This is a genomic window from Micromonospora sediminicola (assembly GCF_900089585.1).
GTDB classification, from domain to species: Bacteria; Actinomycetota; Actinomycetes; order Mycobacteriales; family Micromonosporaceae; genus Micromonospora; species Micromonospora sediminicola.
On the sequence record NZ_FLRH01000004.1, the window covers coordinates 324,561 to 340,822 of the forward strand.

At 73.9% G+C, this 16,262-nt stretch carries 13 protein-coding genes; 8 read left to right on the forward strand and 5 right to left on the reverse strand.

What is annotated here, in order from left to right; genetic code table 11:
* Complete coding sequence (locus GA0070622_RS22945; RefSeq protein WP_091583784.1) at positions 1-1,512, reverse strand: deoxyguanosinetriphosphate triphosphohydrolase family protein; 1,512 nt, start codon at positions 1,510-1,512, stop codon at positions 1-3.
* 101 nt (positions 1,513-1,613) lie between these two features.
* Between GA0070622_RS22945 and GA0070622_RS22950 the strand changes: the two genes are divergently transcribed.
* Positions 1,614-4,160: a Tex family protein gene (locus GA0070622_RS22950; RefSeq protein WP_091578488.1), complete on the forward strand. Its 2,547-nt coding sequence runs from the start codon at positions 1,614-1,616 to the stop codon at positions 4,158-4,160.
* Between the two features lie 334 nt (positions 4,161-4,494).
* Complete coding sequence (locus GA0070622_RS22955; RefSeq protein WP_091578491.1) at positions 4,495-4,929, forward strand: hypothetical protein; 435 nt, start codon at positions 4,495-4,497, stop codon at positions 4,927-4,929.
* Here GA0070622_RS22955 and GA0070622_RS22960 read toward each other — a convergent pair.
* Entirely contained in the window at positions 4,892-5,902 is a 1,011-nt protein-coding gene (locus GA0070622_RS22960; protein WP_091578494.1) for a DUF389 domain-containing protein, read from the reverse strand. The two genes, GA0070622_RS22955 and GA0070622_RS22960, sit on opposite strands and share 38 nt — an antisense overlap.
* 217 nt (positions 5,903-6,119) lie before the next feature.
* Between GA0070622_RS22960 and GA0070622_RS22965 the strand changes: the two genes are divergently transcribed.
* Genes GA0070622_RS22965 through GA0070622_RS22980 form a run of 5 tightly spaced genes read left to right on the forward strand, consistent with a single transcriptional unit; the run spans position 6,120 to position 11,285 of the window.
* A complete protein-coding gene (locus GA0070622_RS22965; protein ID WP_091578496.1) occupies positions 6,120-7,250 on the forward strand; it encodes an aminotransferase class I/II-fold pyridoxal phosphate-dependent enzyme in 1,131 nt (376 codons plus the stop codon).
* Positions 7,247-8,305 (forward strand): lipid II:glycine glycyltransferase FemX, encoded by a 1,059-nt coding sequence (locus GA0070622_RS22970; RefSeq protein WP_091578499.1) that lies wholly within the window; start codon positions 7,247-7,249, stop codon positions 8,303-8,305. Before GA0070622_RS22965 ends, GA0070622_RS22970 begins: the two co-directional genes overlap by 4 nt.
* 1 nt (position 8,306) lies before the next feature.
* Positions 8,307-9,452 carry an aspartate aminotransferase family protein gene (locus GA0070622_RS32660; RefSeq protein WP_176558817.1) on the forward strand — a complete coding sequence of 382 codons (1,146 nt, stop codon included), beginning with the start codon at positions 8,307-8,309 and terminating at the stop codon, positions 9,450-9,452.
* A gap of 4 nt (positions 9,453-9,456) precedes the next feature.
* Positions 9,457-10,086 (forward strand): GNAT family N-acetyltransferase, encoded by a 630-nt coding sequence (locus tag GA0070622_RS22975; RefSeq protein ID WP_176558818.1) that lies wholly within the window; start codon positions 9,457-9,459, stop codon positions 10,084-10,086.
* Positions 10,083-11,285, forward strand: coding sequence for a glycosyltransferase family 4 protein (locus GA0070622_RS22980; RefSeq protein ID WP_091578505.1), 1,203 nt, complete (start codon positions 10,083-10,085; stop codon positions 11,283-11,285). Before GA0070622_RS22975 ends, GA0070622_RS22980 begins: the two co-directional genes overlap by 4 nt.
* Positions 11,286-11,387: 102 nt before the next feature.
* Here GA0070622_RS22980 and GA0070622_RS22985 read toward each other — a convergent pair whose 3' ends face one another.
* Genes GA0070622_RS22985 through GA0070622_RS22995 form a run of 3 tightly spaced genes read right to left on the reverse strand, consistent with a single transcriptional unit; the run spans position 11,388 to position 14,637 of the window.
* The gene (locus GA0070622_RS22985; protein WP_091578507.1) at positions 11,388-12,395 is read right to left on the reverse strand and encodes an NAD-dependent epimerase/dehydratase family protein; all 1,008 of its coding nucleotides are present in this window, start codon (positions 12,393-12,395) and stop codon (positions 11,388-11,390) included.
* On the reverse strand, positions 12,395-13,723 hold the full coding sequence (locus GA0070622_RS22990) for a nucleotide sugar dehydrogenase (RefSeq protein WP_245666753.1): 1,329 nt from the start codon (positions 13,721-13,723) through the stop codon (positions 12,395-12,397). Before GA0070622_RS22990 ends, GA0070622_RS22985 begins: the two co-directional genes overlap by 1 nt.
* A gap of 2 nt (positions 13,724-13,725) precedes the next feature.
* Positions 13,726-14,637, reverse strand: coding sequence for an NAD-dependent epimerase/dehydratase family protein (locus tag GA0070622_RS22995; RefSeq protein ID WP_091578512.1), 912 nt, complete (start codon positions 14,635-14,637; stop codon positions 13,726-13,728).
* Between the two features lie 321 nt (positions 14,638-14,958).
* On the opposite strand from GA0070622_RS22995, the gene GA0070622_RS23000 reads away from it, so the two are divergent.
* Positions 14,959-16,260, forward strand: coding sequence for a glycosyltransferase (locus GA0070622_RS23000; protein ID WP_245666755.1), 1,302 nt, complete (start codon positions 14,959-14,961; stop codon positions 16,258-16,260).
* Positions 16,261-16,262: the final 2 nt, after the last annotated feature.

The following is a 16,262-nucleotide window of genomic DNA, read 5'->3' on the forward strand; positions in this document are numbered from 1 at the left end:
TCAGAGCACGAACGCGTCGGTCCACAGGGCGCCGGAGCGGCCGGAGAGCGCATCCAGCATCGCCACCGCCTGACCGTCGGTGAGCTGCGCGACGAAGTCGACGATCGCCCGCCCCCGGGCCCGGCCGATCCGGTCCGGGGTGCGCGGGTGCAGCTCCGCCTCGGCCAGTTCGACCAGGTCGTGCAGGCGGCGGGGCAACCGGGACTCCTCCTCCGGGTCCAGCAGCCACTCCCAGAGCGCCTCCACCAGCGTGCCCAGCAGCCGTGCCTGGCCGCGCTGGTGCAGGGCCAGGTCGGGGCGGGCCAGCACGAACCGGTGATGGACGAACTTGAGCACCTGCACCTCGTGCCACTGCGCCCGGTCGAGCTGGACGTAGCCGGAGCGCACGTCCGGCTCGGGGGTCACCGTGATCGCCTCCACGAAGCGGGTCGACCAGCGGGCGGAGAACCGCGCGACGTACTGCTCCGCCTCGATCGAGCCGTCGAAGGGCAGCGCCAGCAGCCCTTCCACCAGTTCCTCCCGGACGTGCTCGACCGCGGCGGCGAACGCGTCGTCGTCGGCGATCCAGGCGTCCTTGCGGTGCAGTTGGCGGCGCAGTCGTTCGATCGCCGCCCCCGGTCGCCGGCCGGCGGCCTCCAGCGCCGAGGCGGTGATCGAACGCAGGTGCCCGTACTCGCGCTGCCAGGCCATCAGCTCGGCGGCCACCGCCCCCTGCTGGAGCACCCCCACGCGATAGAAGTCCTCCACGTCGTGGATGGCGTACGCGATGTCGTCGGCGGTGTCCATGACGGACGCCTCCGGTGTCTGCTGCCAGTCCGGGATGCGTCCGGCGAACGGCTCCCGGGCCTGCCGCAGGTCGTCCAGCTCGGTGCGGTACGCCCCGAACTTGACCGACCCGCTCTCCGGGTCGTCCGGCGGCGCCGCCGCGCCCCGGGGCGCCGGGTCGAGGTGCCGCGGATGCGGGTCGGGGTGGTCCAGCCGGGTCCACGGGTACTTCAGCATCGCCGCGCGGACGGCGGCGGTCAGGTCGAGCCCGGTGGTCGCCGCGCCGCGGATCTCGGTGCTGGTGACGATCCGGTACGACTGGGCGTTGCCCTCGAAGCCGTCGGCGAGCCCGAGCCGCTGCCGGGCCAGCCGGTCCAGGACCCGCTCCCCCAGGTGCCCGAACGGCGGGTGCCCGAGGTCGTGGGCGAGCGCGGCGGCCTCCACCACGTCCGGGTCGCAGCCGCCGAGCTTCTCCAGCAGGTCCCGGTGGGCCGGGTCGGCGGTCAGCCGCTCGGCGACCGCCCGGGCCACCTGCGCCACCTTGAGGCTGTGGGTGAGCCGGTTGTGCACCAGCAGCCCGGATCCGCCCGGGCTGATCACCTGGGTGACGCCGTTGAGCCGGGCGAAGAACGGCGAGCCGACGATCCGGTCCCGGTCGGCCCGGAACGGGCCGGCGGCCAGGTCGCCGAGCGCCCGGGCGCTGCCCCCGAAGAGCCGCCGGGCCCGCGGATCCGCAGGTACCTCCATGATCGCCACGCTAGCGCAGCTCGCGGCGGGCCGGGCACAGCCGGTCGGAGGCGAACGGCACAATGCAGGGCGGAACCCACCCGAGAAGGCGGATGACAATCGTGACCCAGTCTGTGCACCAGCGGATCGCCGAGGAACTCGGCGTCGCCGAACGTCAGGTGCGCGCGGCCGTCGAGCTGCTCGACGGCGGCGCCACCGTGCCGTTCATCGCCCGCTACCGCAAGGAGGCCACCGGCCTGCTCGACGACGCGCAGCTGCGCACGCTGGAGGAGCGGCTGCGCTACCTGCGCGAGCTGGACGAGCGGCGCGCCGCCGTGCTGGAGTCGATCCGGAGCCAGGGCAAGCTCGACGAGGCCCTGGAGGCGCAGATCCTCGCCGCCGACTCGAAGTCCCGCCTGGAGGACATCTACCTGCCCTACAAGCCGAAGCGGCGGACCCGGGCGCAGATCGCCCGCGAGGCCGGGCTGGAGCCGCTCGCGGACACGCTCCTCGCCGACCCGACGCAGGACCCGAGGACGGTCGCCGCCGGGTTCGCCGACCCGGACAAGGGCGTCGCGGACGCCGCTGCCGCGCTGGACGGGGCGCGGGCCATCCTGATCGAGCGCTTCGCCGAGGACGCCGACCTGATCGGCACGCTGCGCGAGCAGATGTGGTCGCGGGGCCGGCTGGTCTCCCGGGTACGCGAGGGCCAGGAGACGGCCGGCGCGAAGTTCGCCGACTACTTCGACTTCGCCGAGCCGTACCCGAAGCTGCCCTCGCACCGGATCCTCGCCATGCTCCGGGGCGAGAAGGAGGGCGTGCTGGAGCTGACCATGGACCCGGAGGCCGAGGGCGACGCCGACGCGGCCACCGGGCCCAGCCGCTACGAGGCCGCCGTCGCCGGCCGGTTCGGCGTCAGCGACCAGGGGCGGCCCGCCGACCGCTGGCTGGCCGACACGGTGCGCTGGGCCTGGCGTACCCGGATCCTCATCCACCTCGGCGCGGACCTGCGGATGCGGCTGTGGCAGGCGGCCGAGGAGGAGGCGGTCCGCGTCTTCGCCACCAATCTGCGCGACCTGCTGCTGGCCGCGCCCGCCGGCGCCCGCCCCACCATGGGCCTCGATCCGGGCCTGCGCACCGGCGTGAAGGTGGCCGTGGTCGACGCCACCGGCAAGGTGGTCGCCACCGACACGATCTACCCGCACGAGCCGCGCCGGCAGTGGGACGCCTCCCTGCACACGCTCGCCACACTGGCCGCCGCGCACGGGGTCGAGCTGGTGGCGATCGGCAACGGCACGGCCAGCCGGGAGACCGACAAGCTGGCCGGTGACCTGATCAAGCAGCACCCCGAGCTGAAGCTGACCAAGGTGGTGGTCTCGGAGGCCGGCGCGTCGGTCTACTCGGCCTCCGCGTACGCCTCGCAGGAGCTGCCCGGTCTCGACGTGTCGCTGCGCGGGGCGGTCTCCATCGCCCGCCGCCTCCAGGACCCGCTCGCCGAGCTGGTGAAGATCGACCCGCGCTCGATCGGGGTCGGGCAGTACCAGCACGACCTGTCCGAGGTGAAGCTGTCCCGCTCCCTCGACGCGGTGGTGGAGGACTGCGTCAACGCGGTCGGCGTGGACGTCAACACCGCCTCCGCGCCGCTGCTCACCCGGGTCTCCGGCATCGGCGCCGGCCTTGCCGAGAACATCGTGTTGCACCGCGACGCCAACGGGCCGTTCCGCACCCGGGCCGAGCTGAAGAAGGTGGCCCGGCTCGGGCCGAAGGCGTTCGAGCAGTGCGCCGGCTTCCTGCGCATCCCCGGCGGGGACGACCCGCTCGACTCGTCCAGCGTGCACCCGGAGGCGTACCCGGTGGTCCGCCGGATCCTCGCCTCCACCGGGCAGGATGTGCGCGCGCTGATCGGGAAGTCGGCCATCCTGCGCGGCCTGCGGGCGACCGACTTCGTCGACGACACGTTCGGTCTGCCCACCGTCACCGACATCCTGGCCGAGCTGGAGAAGCCCGGCCGCGACCCGCGCCCGGAGTTCCGCACGGCCACGTTCGTCGAGGGCGTCGAGAAGATCGGCGACCTGACCCCGGGCATGGTGCTGGAGGGCGTGGTGACGAACGTGGCCGCGTTCGGCGCGTTCGTCGACGTCGGCGTGCACCAGGACGGCCTGGTGCACGTCTCGGCCATGTCGCACACGTTCGTGAAGGACCCGCGCGACGTGGTGAAGTCCGGTGACGTGGTCAAGGTCCGGGTGCTCGACGTGGACGTGCCGCGCAAGCGGATCTCGCTGACGCTGCGGCTGGAGGACGAGGCGCCGGCCGGGGGCGGGCGCCCCGCGGGCGGCGACGGCCGGCGGGAGCGCGGCGGCCAGGGCGGCGGTCCGCGCGGCGGCGGCCAGAGCCGGGGCGGCCAGGGCGGCGGTCCGCGCAGCGGCGGCCCGCGCGGCGGCGGTCAGAGCGGCGGCGGTCAGAGCGGCGGCGGTCAGAGCGGCGGCGGCCAGGGTGGCGGCGGCCCGCGCGGCGGCAGTCAGGGTGGCGGCGGCCAGGGTGGCGGTCAGCGTGGCGACCGGGGCGGCTCGCGCGGTGGTCCGCAGCAGCGGCAGGGGCGCGGCGGCGGGGCGCCCGCACCGGTCAACGACGCCATGGCGGAGGCGCTGCGCCGGGCCGGCCTGGCCTGACCTCGTCGCGGCCTGTCGAGCTGATATCACGAACGCCTCAGCCCGACAGCGTCGCCGGAGGGGAGCTGCCGGCCGGCCCGTCGATGGCGAACCGGTGCGGCGCGAATGCGGTACACGGATGCCCGCTCCCGCGCCGGTGCGCGGGACCGGGTCTGGCGCGGGACCGGGTCTGGCGCGGGACCGGGTCTGGCGCGGGACCGGGTCTGGCGCGGGACCGGGTCTGGCGCGGGACCAGGTCCGGCGCGGGACCGGGCGCAGGTCCGGCGTGGGACCAGGGCGTGGGGCCGGGCCGGGCGGGTCTGGGTGGCGCGGATGTCGGCGTACCCTCGCCGGTGTGAGCGGGGACGACGACGTGCGGTGGCGGGAGCGGCAACGTCACGCGGTGCGGGCGCACGCGGAGGCGGCCGCCCGGGAACGCGAGGTGGAGCAGGCAGAGGCCGCGGAGCTGGTGGCCCGGTTCGCCGCCGAGGCACTGCGGCGCGGGTTGCCCACCGACCGGTTGACGGCGACCGGCCACGACGGGCGCGGTCGTTACCGCACCCGGCTCACCGGGTGGTACGTGGATCGGGCGGGCAGCCGGGCGGTGGACACCGAGGGGCGGTTCTATCTGCTGACGGTGCCGCCGAGCCTGCGGTCCCGGCTGCTCGGCGCCGCGCCCCAGCCCAGCGCACCGCCCCTGGTCGTCGGTCGGGGTGGCCGGGACGGCGAGTCGGTACCGCTGGCGACGCTGCTCAGCCGGCGTCTCGAGGCGGGCGACGACCGGCGCTGACCGGGGACGGGCCACCGTCGGCCCGCTGCCGCGGCACCGCGTGCGCGGCCCGCCGCGCGACGTGCCGCCACCAGCAGAGCTGGACGACCAGGGTGAGCAGGCCGGCCAGCACGATGGCGGCCAGGTTGATCACCAGTTGCAGGGCGGAGCCGGCCGCCTCGGGCCACACCCCGTACGCGGTCGCGACGGCCACGTTGGCGGCTGCCGGAACGGTGGTCACCGAGATCAGCACGCCGACCAGCGAACCGGACTTCTTCGAGGTCAGCGAGAGCATGCCGGCGACGCCGGCGAGCAGCCCGACCACCCAGGAGAGCGCGTCCGGGCGCCAGATGAAGTCGGTCAGCGGCCGCTCGTCCAGCAGCATCTCCCGGCTGACCAGGCCGGCCGCGGTGAGCGCCCAGGTGCTGAGCACGGTGGCGACCATGGCGGTGAGGAAGCCGACCGTCAGGGCCTGCACCGACCGACCGATGACCGGCGGCTGACGCCGCAGCAGCGCCACGCAGAGCGCGGCGAGCGGCCCGAACTCGGGGCCGACCACCATCGCGCCGACGATCAGGATGGGCTGGTCGAGCAACACACCGATGCCGGCGATCATGGTCGCGACCACGATCAGGGCGAGGAACGTGCCGGTGAGCACGGTCTGCTCTCCGGTCTTCGCGGCGATCTCGTCCCAGACCACCGCGTCCTCGCCGTGCCCGGGCGCCTCCTCGGCGGCCCGGTCGGCCGCCTCCGAGAGCGTCAGCTCCACGTCGTCGGCGGCGATCGCCCCGTGCGTCTCGACGCCGAGGTCCTGGAGCTCGCGCAGCACGTTGTCCGCGCTTTCCCGGACGACGTCACAGGTGACGTAGTCGCCGGCCGGCTGGCGTGCCGCCCCGGGGAGCACCACGAGGTGGGTCACTCCTGGGTCAGCCGCCAGCAGTTCGACGACGGCCGACGACCGGTCGCTGGGAGCGATCACTCGGAGGTGCAGCAATCGGGGCTCCTGGGCTCGGGGACGTTCGGACGTGGCCGACGCACTCTACTCCGGGGGTCGTCGCTCCCGACCGCCGTCACGGAGCGAGCGTGTCCGCAGGGGGAACGGTGCGTTGAGGACGATGACACCGGCAACTCTAAATACCGACATAAGCGCCTCTAACGGCCTATCTCTGGTAAAACGCTAGAGTCCACCGCAGGCGTGTGATTGGAGCCGCATGGCCGGCCGCATCTTCCTGTCCTCCCCGGACGTCGGCACGCTGGAGGAGTCCTACCTGCTCGACGCGCTGCGTTCCGGCTGGGTGGCACCGGTCGGGCCGGACCTGGACGCCTTCGAGCGCGAGGTCGCGGCGCGGGCCGGTGTGGCCGCGGCGGTCGGGGTGAGCAGCGGCACGGCCGCCCTGCATCTGGCGCTGCTCGCGCTGGGCGTCGGCCCGGGACAGGTGGTCGTCGTTCCCACCCTGACCTTCGCCGCATCCGCCAACGCGGTCGTCTACACCGGCGCCGAGCCCGTCTTCGTCGACTGCGACCCGGAGACCGGGAACCTCGACGTCCCGCTGCTCCTCGACACCCTCGACCGGTTGGGCGCGCAGGGCCGCCGGGTCGGCGCCGTCATGGCGGTGGACCTGTTCGGAGGCTGCGTCGACTACACCGCCCTGCTGCCGGCGTGCGCCGCCGCCGGCGTGCCGGTCGTCGAGGACGCCGCCGAGGCGTTGGGCGCGACCCACCACGAGCGGCCCGCCGGTTCGTTCGGCCGGGTCGCCGCGTTCTCCTTCAACGGCAACAAGATCATGACCACCTCCGGCGGCGGCATGATCGTCTCCGACGACGTCGGTCTGATCGGCCGGTGCCGTCATCTGGCGACTCAGGCGCGCGAGCCGGTCCCGCACTACGAACACGTCGAGATCGGTTACAACTACCGACTCAGCAACCTGCTCGCCGCGCTCGGGCGGGCCCAGCTGAGTCGGCTCGACGCCATGATCGCTCGTCGCCGTCGCCTGCGCGAGCGGTACGCCAAGCTCTTCGCGCCGGTCCCCGGCGTACGGCTGCTCAACGAGGCCGACACCGGTTCGAACTGCTGGCTGACCACGGTGGTGGTGGATCCGGAGCGGGCCGGGTGGTCCGCCACCGACCTGAGTCGCCGGCTCGCGTCCGTCGACATCGAGACCCGTCCGGTCTGGAAGCCGATGCACCTGCAACCGGTCTTCGCCCGGGCCACCCGGTTCGTCACCGGAGCCGCCCAGCACCTCTTCGCCCACGGGCTCAACCTGCCGAGCGGTTCGGCTCTCACCGACGCCGAGGTGGACCGCGTCGAGGGGGCCGTCGTCCGATTCCTGGAGAACAGATGACCGTCACCGTCGACGTCACCGACGCCGGCCCGATCGACCCGGCCACCGACGCCCGCCGCCCCGACGTGTACTTCACCAGCGGCTACGGCGAGGCGGTAGCCGCCGACGGCTCGGGTTCGTGGCGCCTGGCCCACCACGACGACGACCTGGTGCTGCTGCCGTACCTGCTCCGGCCGGTGGCCGACGACGCGGCCGACGCCGTGAGTCCCTACGGTTACTGCGGCATCCACGTCGCCCCGGAGTGTCCCGCGAGCGAACTGGTCGCGTTCTGGTCGGCGCTGGGCGACCGGTGGCGCGCGGAGGGCGTGGTCAGTCTCTTCCTCCGGTTCTCGCCGCTCGACCCGGCATCGGTCGACGCGGTTCGCGACCTGGACGGGATGTCCCTGACCAGGCGCGCGGACACCGTCACCGTGCCGGTGCGGACGGCGTCGGCGGACATCTGGGACGGCATGGAGGGTCGATCCCGAACCGCGATCCGCAAGGCGCGGCGCGGCGGCATGCACGGCACCGTGCGACCGGCGGGAGCCGAGGACGTGGATGCCGGGTCCCCCTTCCGCCGGCTGTACGAGTCCACCATGACCCGCGTCGGCAGCACGGCCGGCTACTTTTTCCCGGAGGTCTACTACCAGCGCCTGCTGACCGGGCTCGGTCCGTCACTGTCGCTTGCGGAGGTGCGCGACGGCAGTTCCGCCGTGGTCGCGGCCGCCCTGGTGCTGCGGCACGGCGGCCGGGTGCACTACCACCTTGCCGGGTCACGACCGGAGGCCGCTCGCGAGGGCGCCAACAACATGCTCGTGTGGACGATCCTGGAGTGGGCGGCGGAGACCGGGGCGGACGTCGTCCACCTCGGGGGCGGGTTGCAGGCGGACGACAACCTCTTCCGCTTCAAGCGCGCGTTCGGTGGGCTGCGCACACCGTTCTGGACCGGCGCGGTGGTCCTCGATCCCGAGCGGTACGAGCGGCTCACCGAGGAGCGCGCCGCCCGGGTCGGCCTGCCGGCGGCGCACCTGCGGCAGAGCGGCTACTTCCCGGCCTACCGGTTCGGCGGGGCCTGAGGTGCCCCGCAGCGACCAACGGCTGACGGCACGGCCACGGATCGCCGCCGACGACCGGTGGGAGGTCGGGTCGTCGTTCCCCCTCATGCCGGCGTCCGGCCCCGGCACGACGCGGCTGCCGAGCCCGCTCCGGCTGTACGGCACCGGCCGGCAGGCGCTGCTGGCCCTCCTGCGCATGGGGCGGACGGATCTGGGCTGGACCGCGGTGCACCTGCCCGCCTACTACTGCCCGCCGGTGGCGGACGCCGCCGCGACCGTGCTCCCGGTGCGACGGTACGACGCCGGTCCGCGAGGGCACGTGGAGCCCGCCCGCCCTGGTCCGACCGAGGTGGTCGTCGCGGTGTCGTACTTCGGTGATCCCCCGGCGGCGCCGGCCACCCGGGGCGCCGCGCTGGTCGTCGACAGCACCCACGACCCGTTCGCGCCCTGGCTGCCCTCGGCCGCCGCCGACTACGTGCTGGCCGCCCTGCGCAAGACCCTGCCCCTGCCCGACGGGGGCGCGCTGTGGTCGCCGGCGGGTCACCGCCTGCCCGCGCAGCCCGCGCCCTCGCTCCGGCACCGGGCGGCGGCCGGGCAGGTCCTGGCCGCCATGTGCCTGAAGGCGGCGTACCTGTCCGGGGCCCCGGTCGAGAAGAGCGCCTTCCTGTCCGCCTTCGCCGCCGGCGAGGCGGCGTACGGGTCGACCGCGATCAGCGGGCCCAGCGACTACACCCGCGAGGTGTTGCCGGCCATGCCGGTGGACCGGTGGCGCCGGCAACGGATGGCCAACGCCGTGGTTCTCGGTGACGCGCTGGCCGACGTCGTCGGGTTGCGAGCACATGTCCACCCGTTCGGCGTCGTCGTGGAGTGCGACTCCGCCGAGCGACGTGACGCGCTGCGGGCGGCCCTGGTCACCCGCCGCGTCTATCCGGCTGTCCTGTGGCCACAGCCGCCGGACGCGCCGAGGCGGCACCTGGACTACTCCCGCCGCATGGTGCACCTGCACACCGACCACCGCTGGGGCGCGGAGGACATGCTCCGGGTCGCCGCCCGGATCCGCGACGTCCTGGCCCCGGCGACGGGGCCGAGACGTGCCGACGCCGGTGACATCCCGGGCGGCCGCGGACAGCAGGACCGACGCCCGATCCGACAGATTCGCGAGAGGTGATGGAATGCTGACTGGCCGACTGGTGGCGCTGAGGCCGATGGCCGCCGCCGACCTCGAGTTCCTGGCCGACCTCACCAATGCCGGCCCGGTACGCACCCACGTCGTCGGCTGGGACTGGCCGGTGGCGGCGGACGCCCAACGCGAGTGGCTCGCCCAGACCCACCGCGACGGGCGGAACCGTCGGCTCACCGTCACCGACGCGGCGACCGACGAGCCGATCGGGATGACCGGCCTGTGGGAGATCGACTGGCACAACCGCTCGGCGCTCAGCGCCGTCAAGCTGATGCCGGGACGCGCCCCGAAGGGCGCGGGCACCGACTCGATCATGTTGATGATGGCGTGGAGCTTCTACGAGGTGGGCCTGCGACGCCTGCACAGCACCATCCTGGACTTCAACGCGGCCAGCCTCGGCGCGTACGTCCGCCGGTGCGGCTGGCGCATCGAGGGCCGGGAGCGGCAGGCCGTGTTCCGCCGTGGCGAATGGCGCGACCTGCTCCGGGTGGCGATCCTGCGGTCGGAGTTCGACGAGCTGCCCGACTCCGCCGAGTACGTCGAGCGGGTCTGCGGCGCGCCCCACCGGCCGGCCGACGCCGGCGCCGGAGTGGTTCGGCAGCTGGCGGAGATGACCCGATGAGGGTCACGGTCACCGCGGAGTCGCGGTTCCTCCGCACCCCGGACGGTCGGGTGTGGATCGAGATCGGCCCCGACCACGCGATCTGGACGCGGTACCTCGCCGCGTTCGACGAGGTGCGGGTCGTCGCCCGCGTCCTCGACGTGCCCGAAGCCCCGGCCGGCGCCAACCGGGTCGACGGCCCGGGTGTCCACGTCTGGGCCCTGCCGCACTACGTCGGGCCGGCCGGCTACGTCCGCAACCTGCCCGGCATCCGCCGGGCGGTGATCGGCGCCACCGACGGCGCCGACGCGGTGATCCTCCGGGTGCCGTCGCCGATGGCCACCATGCTCAGCAACTGGCTGGACCGGCGGGGCCGGCCCTACGCCCTCGAGGTGATCGGCGACCCGTACGACGTGTTCGCTCCCGGCGTCGTCGACCATCCGCTGCGCCCCGTGCTGCGCCGCTGGTGCACCGGCGCCATGCGCCGACAGTGTCGCAGCGCGGTCGCGGTCAGCTACGAGACCACCCGTACGCTCCAGGCCCGCTATCCCGCGCGGCCGGACGTGCCGGCGATGGGGATCTCCTCGGTCGACCTGCCGGACGACGCCTACGTCGCCTCCCCGCGGGTGGCCGGGCCGGCCCCGCAGCGGCCGACCCTGGTGTCGGTGGGCTCGTTGGAGCAGCTCTACAAGGGCATCGACACCCTGATCGAGGCGATCGCGCGGTTGGACGCCACCGTACCGCCGGTTCACCTGGTGCACGTCGGTGTCGGCCGGAGCCGTCCGGCCCTGGAGGACCTCGCGGCGCGGTCGGGTGTGGCCGACCGGGTCCGGTTCGTCGGGTGGCTGCCCGGGGTGGACGCCCTGCGTGATCAGCTGGACTCGGCGGATCTGTTCGTCATGCCCTCGCGGACGGAAGGGCTCCCGCGGGCGCTGATCGAGGCGATGGCCCGGGCCCTGCCGGCGATCGGCTCCACCGCGGGCGGCATTCCCGAGCTTCTCGCCCCGGACGCCATGTTCCAGCCGGGGGACGCGGCGGGCCTGGCCGCCCTGATCGGCCGTACGGTGACCGATCCGGATCGGCTGGCCGAGCACTCCCGTCGGAACCTGACCCGCGCGCGGGAGTTCAGCGCGGACCGCCTCGGTGCCCGACGAACCGAGTTCTACCGGTCGGTCGCCGACTGGACGCGCCCGCGGTCGCTGCTGGGCGACCGTCGCTGAGCCGGCGGCAGGGGGCCGCGCAGACGGATGGTCCCCGTCGGTCCCGAGGGACCGACGGGGACCATCCGTTCTGGCGTCGTCGCCTGAACCGGGCGTCGCCGGTCAGCGGCTCGCCGGAGCGGCCGCGCGGGGTGAGCCGGCGCCGGTCGTGGCCGGCTGGTCCCGGTACCACTCGAAGGTCCGCCGGACGCCCTCGACGAGCGGCACCGCGGGTTCGTAGCCGGTGAGTCGACGCAGTTTGCCGAGGTCGGGCCGACGCCGGTGCACGGAACGCGCGGGCGCGGGCAGCACCTGGATCGACGCCGTGCTGTCGGCCATGGAGAGGACGAGCCGGGCCAGGTCGGCGATGTTGGTCTCCTCCCGGTCGTTGCCGAGATGCACGATCTCGCCGTCGGCCGCCGGGGTCGCCATCAGTCGGACGACCGCCTCGACGGCGTCGTCCACGTGGCAGAACGCGCGGTACTGGTCGGCGCCCCAGACCCGGAAGGGGTCCTCGCCGGAGAGCGCCCGCAGGGCCATCTCGGGGATGACGTGGTCGCTTCCCATCCGCGGCCCGTACACGTTGTGGAATCGACCGACCACGGCGGTCGCGCCCCGGGCGCGGGCGCCGTGCAGCACCAACGCCTCCCCGGTGAGCTTGCTGACCGCGTAGGCCAACCGGGGTGACTTCACGTCGGCGATCATCAGCGGCACGTCCTCGGCGGTGGGAACCGGGACCACGCCGGCGTCCACCCCGCCCGCGTACACCTCGCTGGTGGAACTGAAGAAGATCTGGTGTCCGGGGCGCACCCAGTCGACCAGGTGAAGCGCGGTCAGGGTGTTGACCCGGAGCACCCGGGTGGGATCGGCCTCGACGTTGCGGACCCCGACCACCGCGGCGAGCAGGTAGACCTGGTCCACGTCCCGGGGCAGCGTCTTCCAGGCCGACTCGGTGGTCAGATCCGCCGAGCGGACCTCGACCGACGGGTTCCGGCCGAGTGCGGACAGCCGCTCGTCGGCGCGGCCCCGGGAGAAGTCGTCGACCAGGACCACGCGGTGGCCGTCCTCGACCAGGCGTTCCGCCAGGTGCAGACCGATGAAGCCGGCGCCGCCCAGAATCAGTGCGCGCATCAGGCGGACACCTCCCGCTCCAGCCGGGCGGGCGAGTCGGGCGCCCGGTAGCCGATCCCGGCGTAGCGGACGCCGGCCGTCCGGACGGCCGCCTCGTCGAGGATCCGCCACGAGTCGAAGACCAGCCGCACCGGCGTGCCGGCGAGCAGTGACCCCACCGGAAGGGCCCGGTAGTCCGGGTGGTCGGTCAGGACCAGCACCGCGTCCGCGTCCGCGAACGCCTTGTCCAGGCTGATCGGCTCGGCGCCCAGATCGCGGATCACCTCGGCCGCCACCATCGGATCGTGGCCGAGGACGGTCATTCCGGCCGCTCGGAAGGTCCCGAGCATCGCGACGACCGGGGCGCCCCGCATGTCGTCGGTGGGCGGCCAGCCCTTGTAGGCCCAGCCCAGCACGGCGAGCTTGACGTCCCGGGTGGAGCCGTGGGCCTGCCGGACCAGCTCGACGACCTCGCCGGCGACGTGCGCCGGCAGGTGCTCGTTGAGCCGGCGCGCGGGGCCGACCAGGAACGGCGGCTCCGCCTGCGCGCTCGCGATCATCAGGTACGGGTCCTTGGACAGGCATCCGCCGCCGACGTAACCCGGCCGGGCCAGGTCGGGTCGGGGGTAGTCGGCGTTGGCGGCGGCGATCACCTCCAGCGGATCGAGGCCGTGTCGTCCGGCGATCAGCGCCAGTTCGTTGCCGAACGAGTAGATCAGATCCGTGTGGCAGTTGTTGGCGAGCTTCACCAGCTCCGCCGCCTCGAGGCTGGACACCGGCACGAGCTGGCGGACGAGCCCGCCGAGGAACGCCTGTCCCGCCTCGGCGCTGGCGTCGTCCAGCCCACCGACCACCTGCGGCAGCTCGACCAGTTCCCGCAACGCCTGACCCTGGATGGTCCGCTCCGGCGCCATGACCAGCCGGACGTCGGCACCCCACGCCTCGGTCAGCACGGGCAGCACGACCCGCCTGGTGGTGCCCACCGGCACGGTGCTCCGCACCACGACCAGGGTGCCGGGCCGGCAGGTCCGTGCGACGTACGCCGCCGCCTCGGCCAGGTTCTCCAGCCGGGGCTCGTGGGTGTCCTCGTCGACCGGGGTGGAGACACAGAGCACGACGGCGTCCACCTCGGCCGGGAGGTGCTCGTCCACCAGCAGGGTCCGCCCCACGTGCCGGGCGAACACCTCCTCCACGCCGGGCTCGTACAGATGCGGACGCCCCGCGCGCAACGCCTGCCGGACCCGGGGCTGGGCGTCCACCCCGTGCACCCGGTAACCCTTGTCCGCCAACGCGGCGGCGAGCGTCACACCGACGTAGCCAAGCCCGACGATTCCGATTCTGTGGTACACGATCATCCCTTCGAGGAGGTCAGAGAAAGGTCGTCCGACGCCTCGGTCCAGACGCCACGGACGGTCTCAGCGAGGTCGAGCAGCGGCGACCAGCCCAGGTCCTGCCGGGCCGCGGTGACGTCGGCCCGGATCCAGGGCACGCCCGCCGAACGCTCGGCGCCGGTAGCAGGTGACGTCTCCGACACCGTGCCGGCGAAGCCCGCCTCGGCGGCGAGGGCGTGCACCACCTCCCGGACCGGCACGGCGACGCCGCTGCCGATGTTGTAGACGACCCGGGGCAGCGTCGGGGCGAGCACGGCGGCCCGGACCGCGAGAGCGACGTCCCGCACGTCCACGAAGTCCCGGTACGCGTCGAGCGGGCCCACCTCGATCCGGTGGGCTCCGGACCGCCTCGCGTCCGCGAGCAGCCGCGCCACCCGTCCGAGCACACCCGTGGCCGGCAGGCCGGGGCCGACCGGGTTGAACACCCGCAGCACCACGGCATCGAGCCGGTCGGTCGCCAGCTCCATGAGCCGGGTGGCGGTGAGGTGACTGAGTCCGTACGCGCCGAGCGGTCGGGCCGGGTCGGACTCGGACACCGACCGGCCGACCGGCACCTGCCCGTACTCGCCGGCGGAGCCGAGTCGCACCAGCCGGGCGCCGGGGGCGGCGTGGGCCACCGCGTCGACGAGCCGGGCCGTGACCAGGGTGTGCGCCTGGAGCAGCTGCTCCGCGCTGCCGTCGAGACGACCGGTGCAGTTGACCACCACGGTCGGGCGCACGTCCCGGACCAGGTCGGTGAGCGGCGCGACTCCGGTGGTCAGCAGATCGCAGTCGGCGCGGCCCGGACAGACGAGGGACGCGTGCGGCGCCAGCGCGGCCCGCACGTGTCGACCCAGGAATCCGTTGGCTCCGAACAGCAGGACCGTACTCATGCCGGCACCCGCGGCGTGCGGGGCAACGGCGTGCGGAGTATCGGGGCGCGGTTCGACTCGCCCACGGGCGCCTCCCTCGGGTCGGCTCACAGCGGTCCGGTCGAGTGGCCGGACGACAGTCGGTACGCCAGGTCAACGCCGCCGAGATGGTCCGGTTGCGCGTTTTTCGCCGAAATAGCCGCGCGCCTCCCCGGTCACGACCGTCCGGTCTCCTCCCCCGTGGGTCGACCGGCCGTTAAAGTCCGGAAATCCCGAATAGCCGCCACACATGCTGATACAACGGTTATCGGCCGTTTTATCGACTGGCTGGAGGCCCGTGACGTGAGCAGACCTGACGCCGACCCGCCCTCCCCGAGGCAGGACGCGCCTGCCCTGCGGATCGTCATACTGGTCAAAACGAACGAGGGCGGGATCTGGATCGTCCAGCCGGCCCGCGCCATGGCGGAGCGGGGTCACGAGGTCGTGGTCGTGCTCCCGCCCGGCGACGGCAAGCTCACCCGGCGCCTCGCCGAGCACGGCATCCGGACCGTCGACTCACCGTTCTCGTTCCGGTTCCGCCCCGACCTCACCACCCTGCGCGGCCTGTGGCAGCTGCGCCGACTGCTCCGTCGGCTGCGACCGGACGTCCTCAACTACCACCTGTACGCGGCCACCCTGGCGGGTCGACTCGCCAGTCTGGGCCTGCCGCTGACCCGGGTGCACACCGTGGTCGGCCCGCTGTTCCTGGAGTCCCCGCTGATCCGCCGGGTCGAGCGCCGGCTCTGGCGGCTGGACGACGTCATCGTCTGCGGCACCGCCTACACCTCGCGGTGCTACGCGGCCCTCGGCGTACCGACGCCCCGCCGCCCCGTGGTCACCTGCGGCATCGACACCTCCCGCCTCAGCCCGGTGCCCGGCGAGGACCACGAACCGGTGGTGAACGCCCGGGCGGTCGAGCGGGCGCGGCGTGAGCAGCGCGCCAAGGCGCGGGCCGACCTCGGCGTCGCCGAGGACGTGCTGCTCGTCCTCATGGTCGCCTACGTCTATCCGGTGAAGCGACTGGTGGCGCGCGGCCGACCGATCAAGGGACACGACGTCCTGCTGGAGGCCTGGCGCCGCTTCCGGACCGCCGCGCCCCAGGCCCACCTCATGCTCGTCGGGGGCGGCCTCGGCGACGAGGCGCAGCGCCTGCGCCGAGACCTGATCGACCGGTACGGCGTCGCCGACGACCCCACCGTCACCTGGTTCGACTCCGTCGACGACGTCCGCCTGCACTACCAGGCGGCCGACCTCAGCGTCAGTCCGTCCCTGTCGGAGGGACACGGCGCCTCGGTGGAGGCGAGCGCGATGGCGGTACCGAGCGTGGTCAGCGACGCGGGCGGACTGCCGGAGACGGTGACCGCAGACTCGGGCTGGGTGGTGCCACGCGACGACCCGTCCGCGCTGGCCGCCGCCCTGAGCGCCGCGTACGCGGAGTTCCGCGCCGGCACGCTGGCGTCCCGCGGCATCCGGGCCCGGGAACTCGCCGTCCGGCACTTCGATCATCGTCCGGCCGCCCGTGAGGTGGTCTCCATCCTGGAGCGAGCCGCCGCCACCCGACGCGGTCGGGTCGGCGAGCCCACACGCACGGGGGTCACACGATGAGC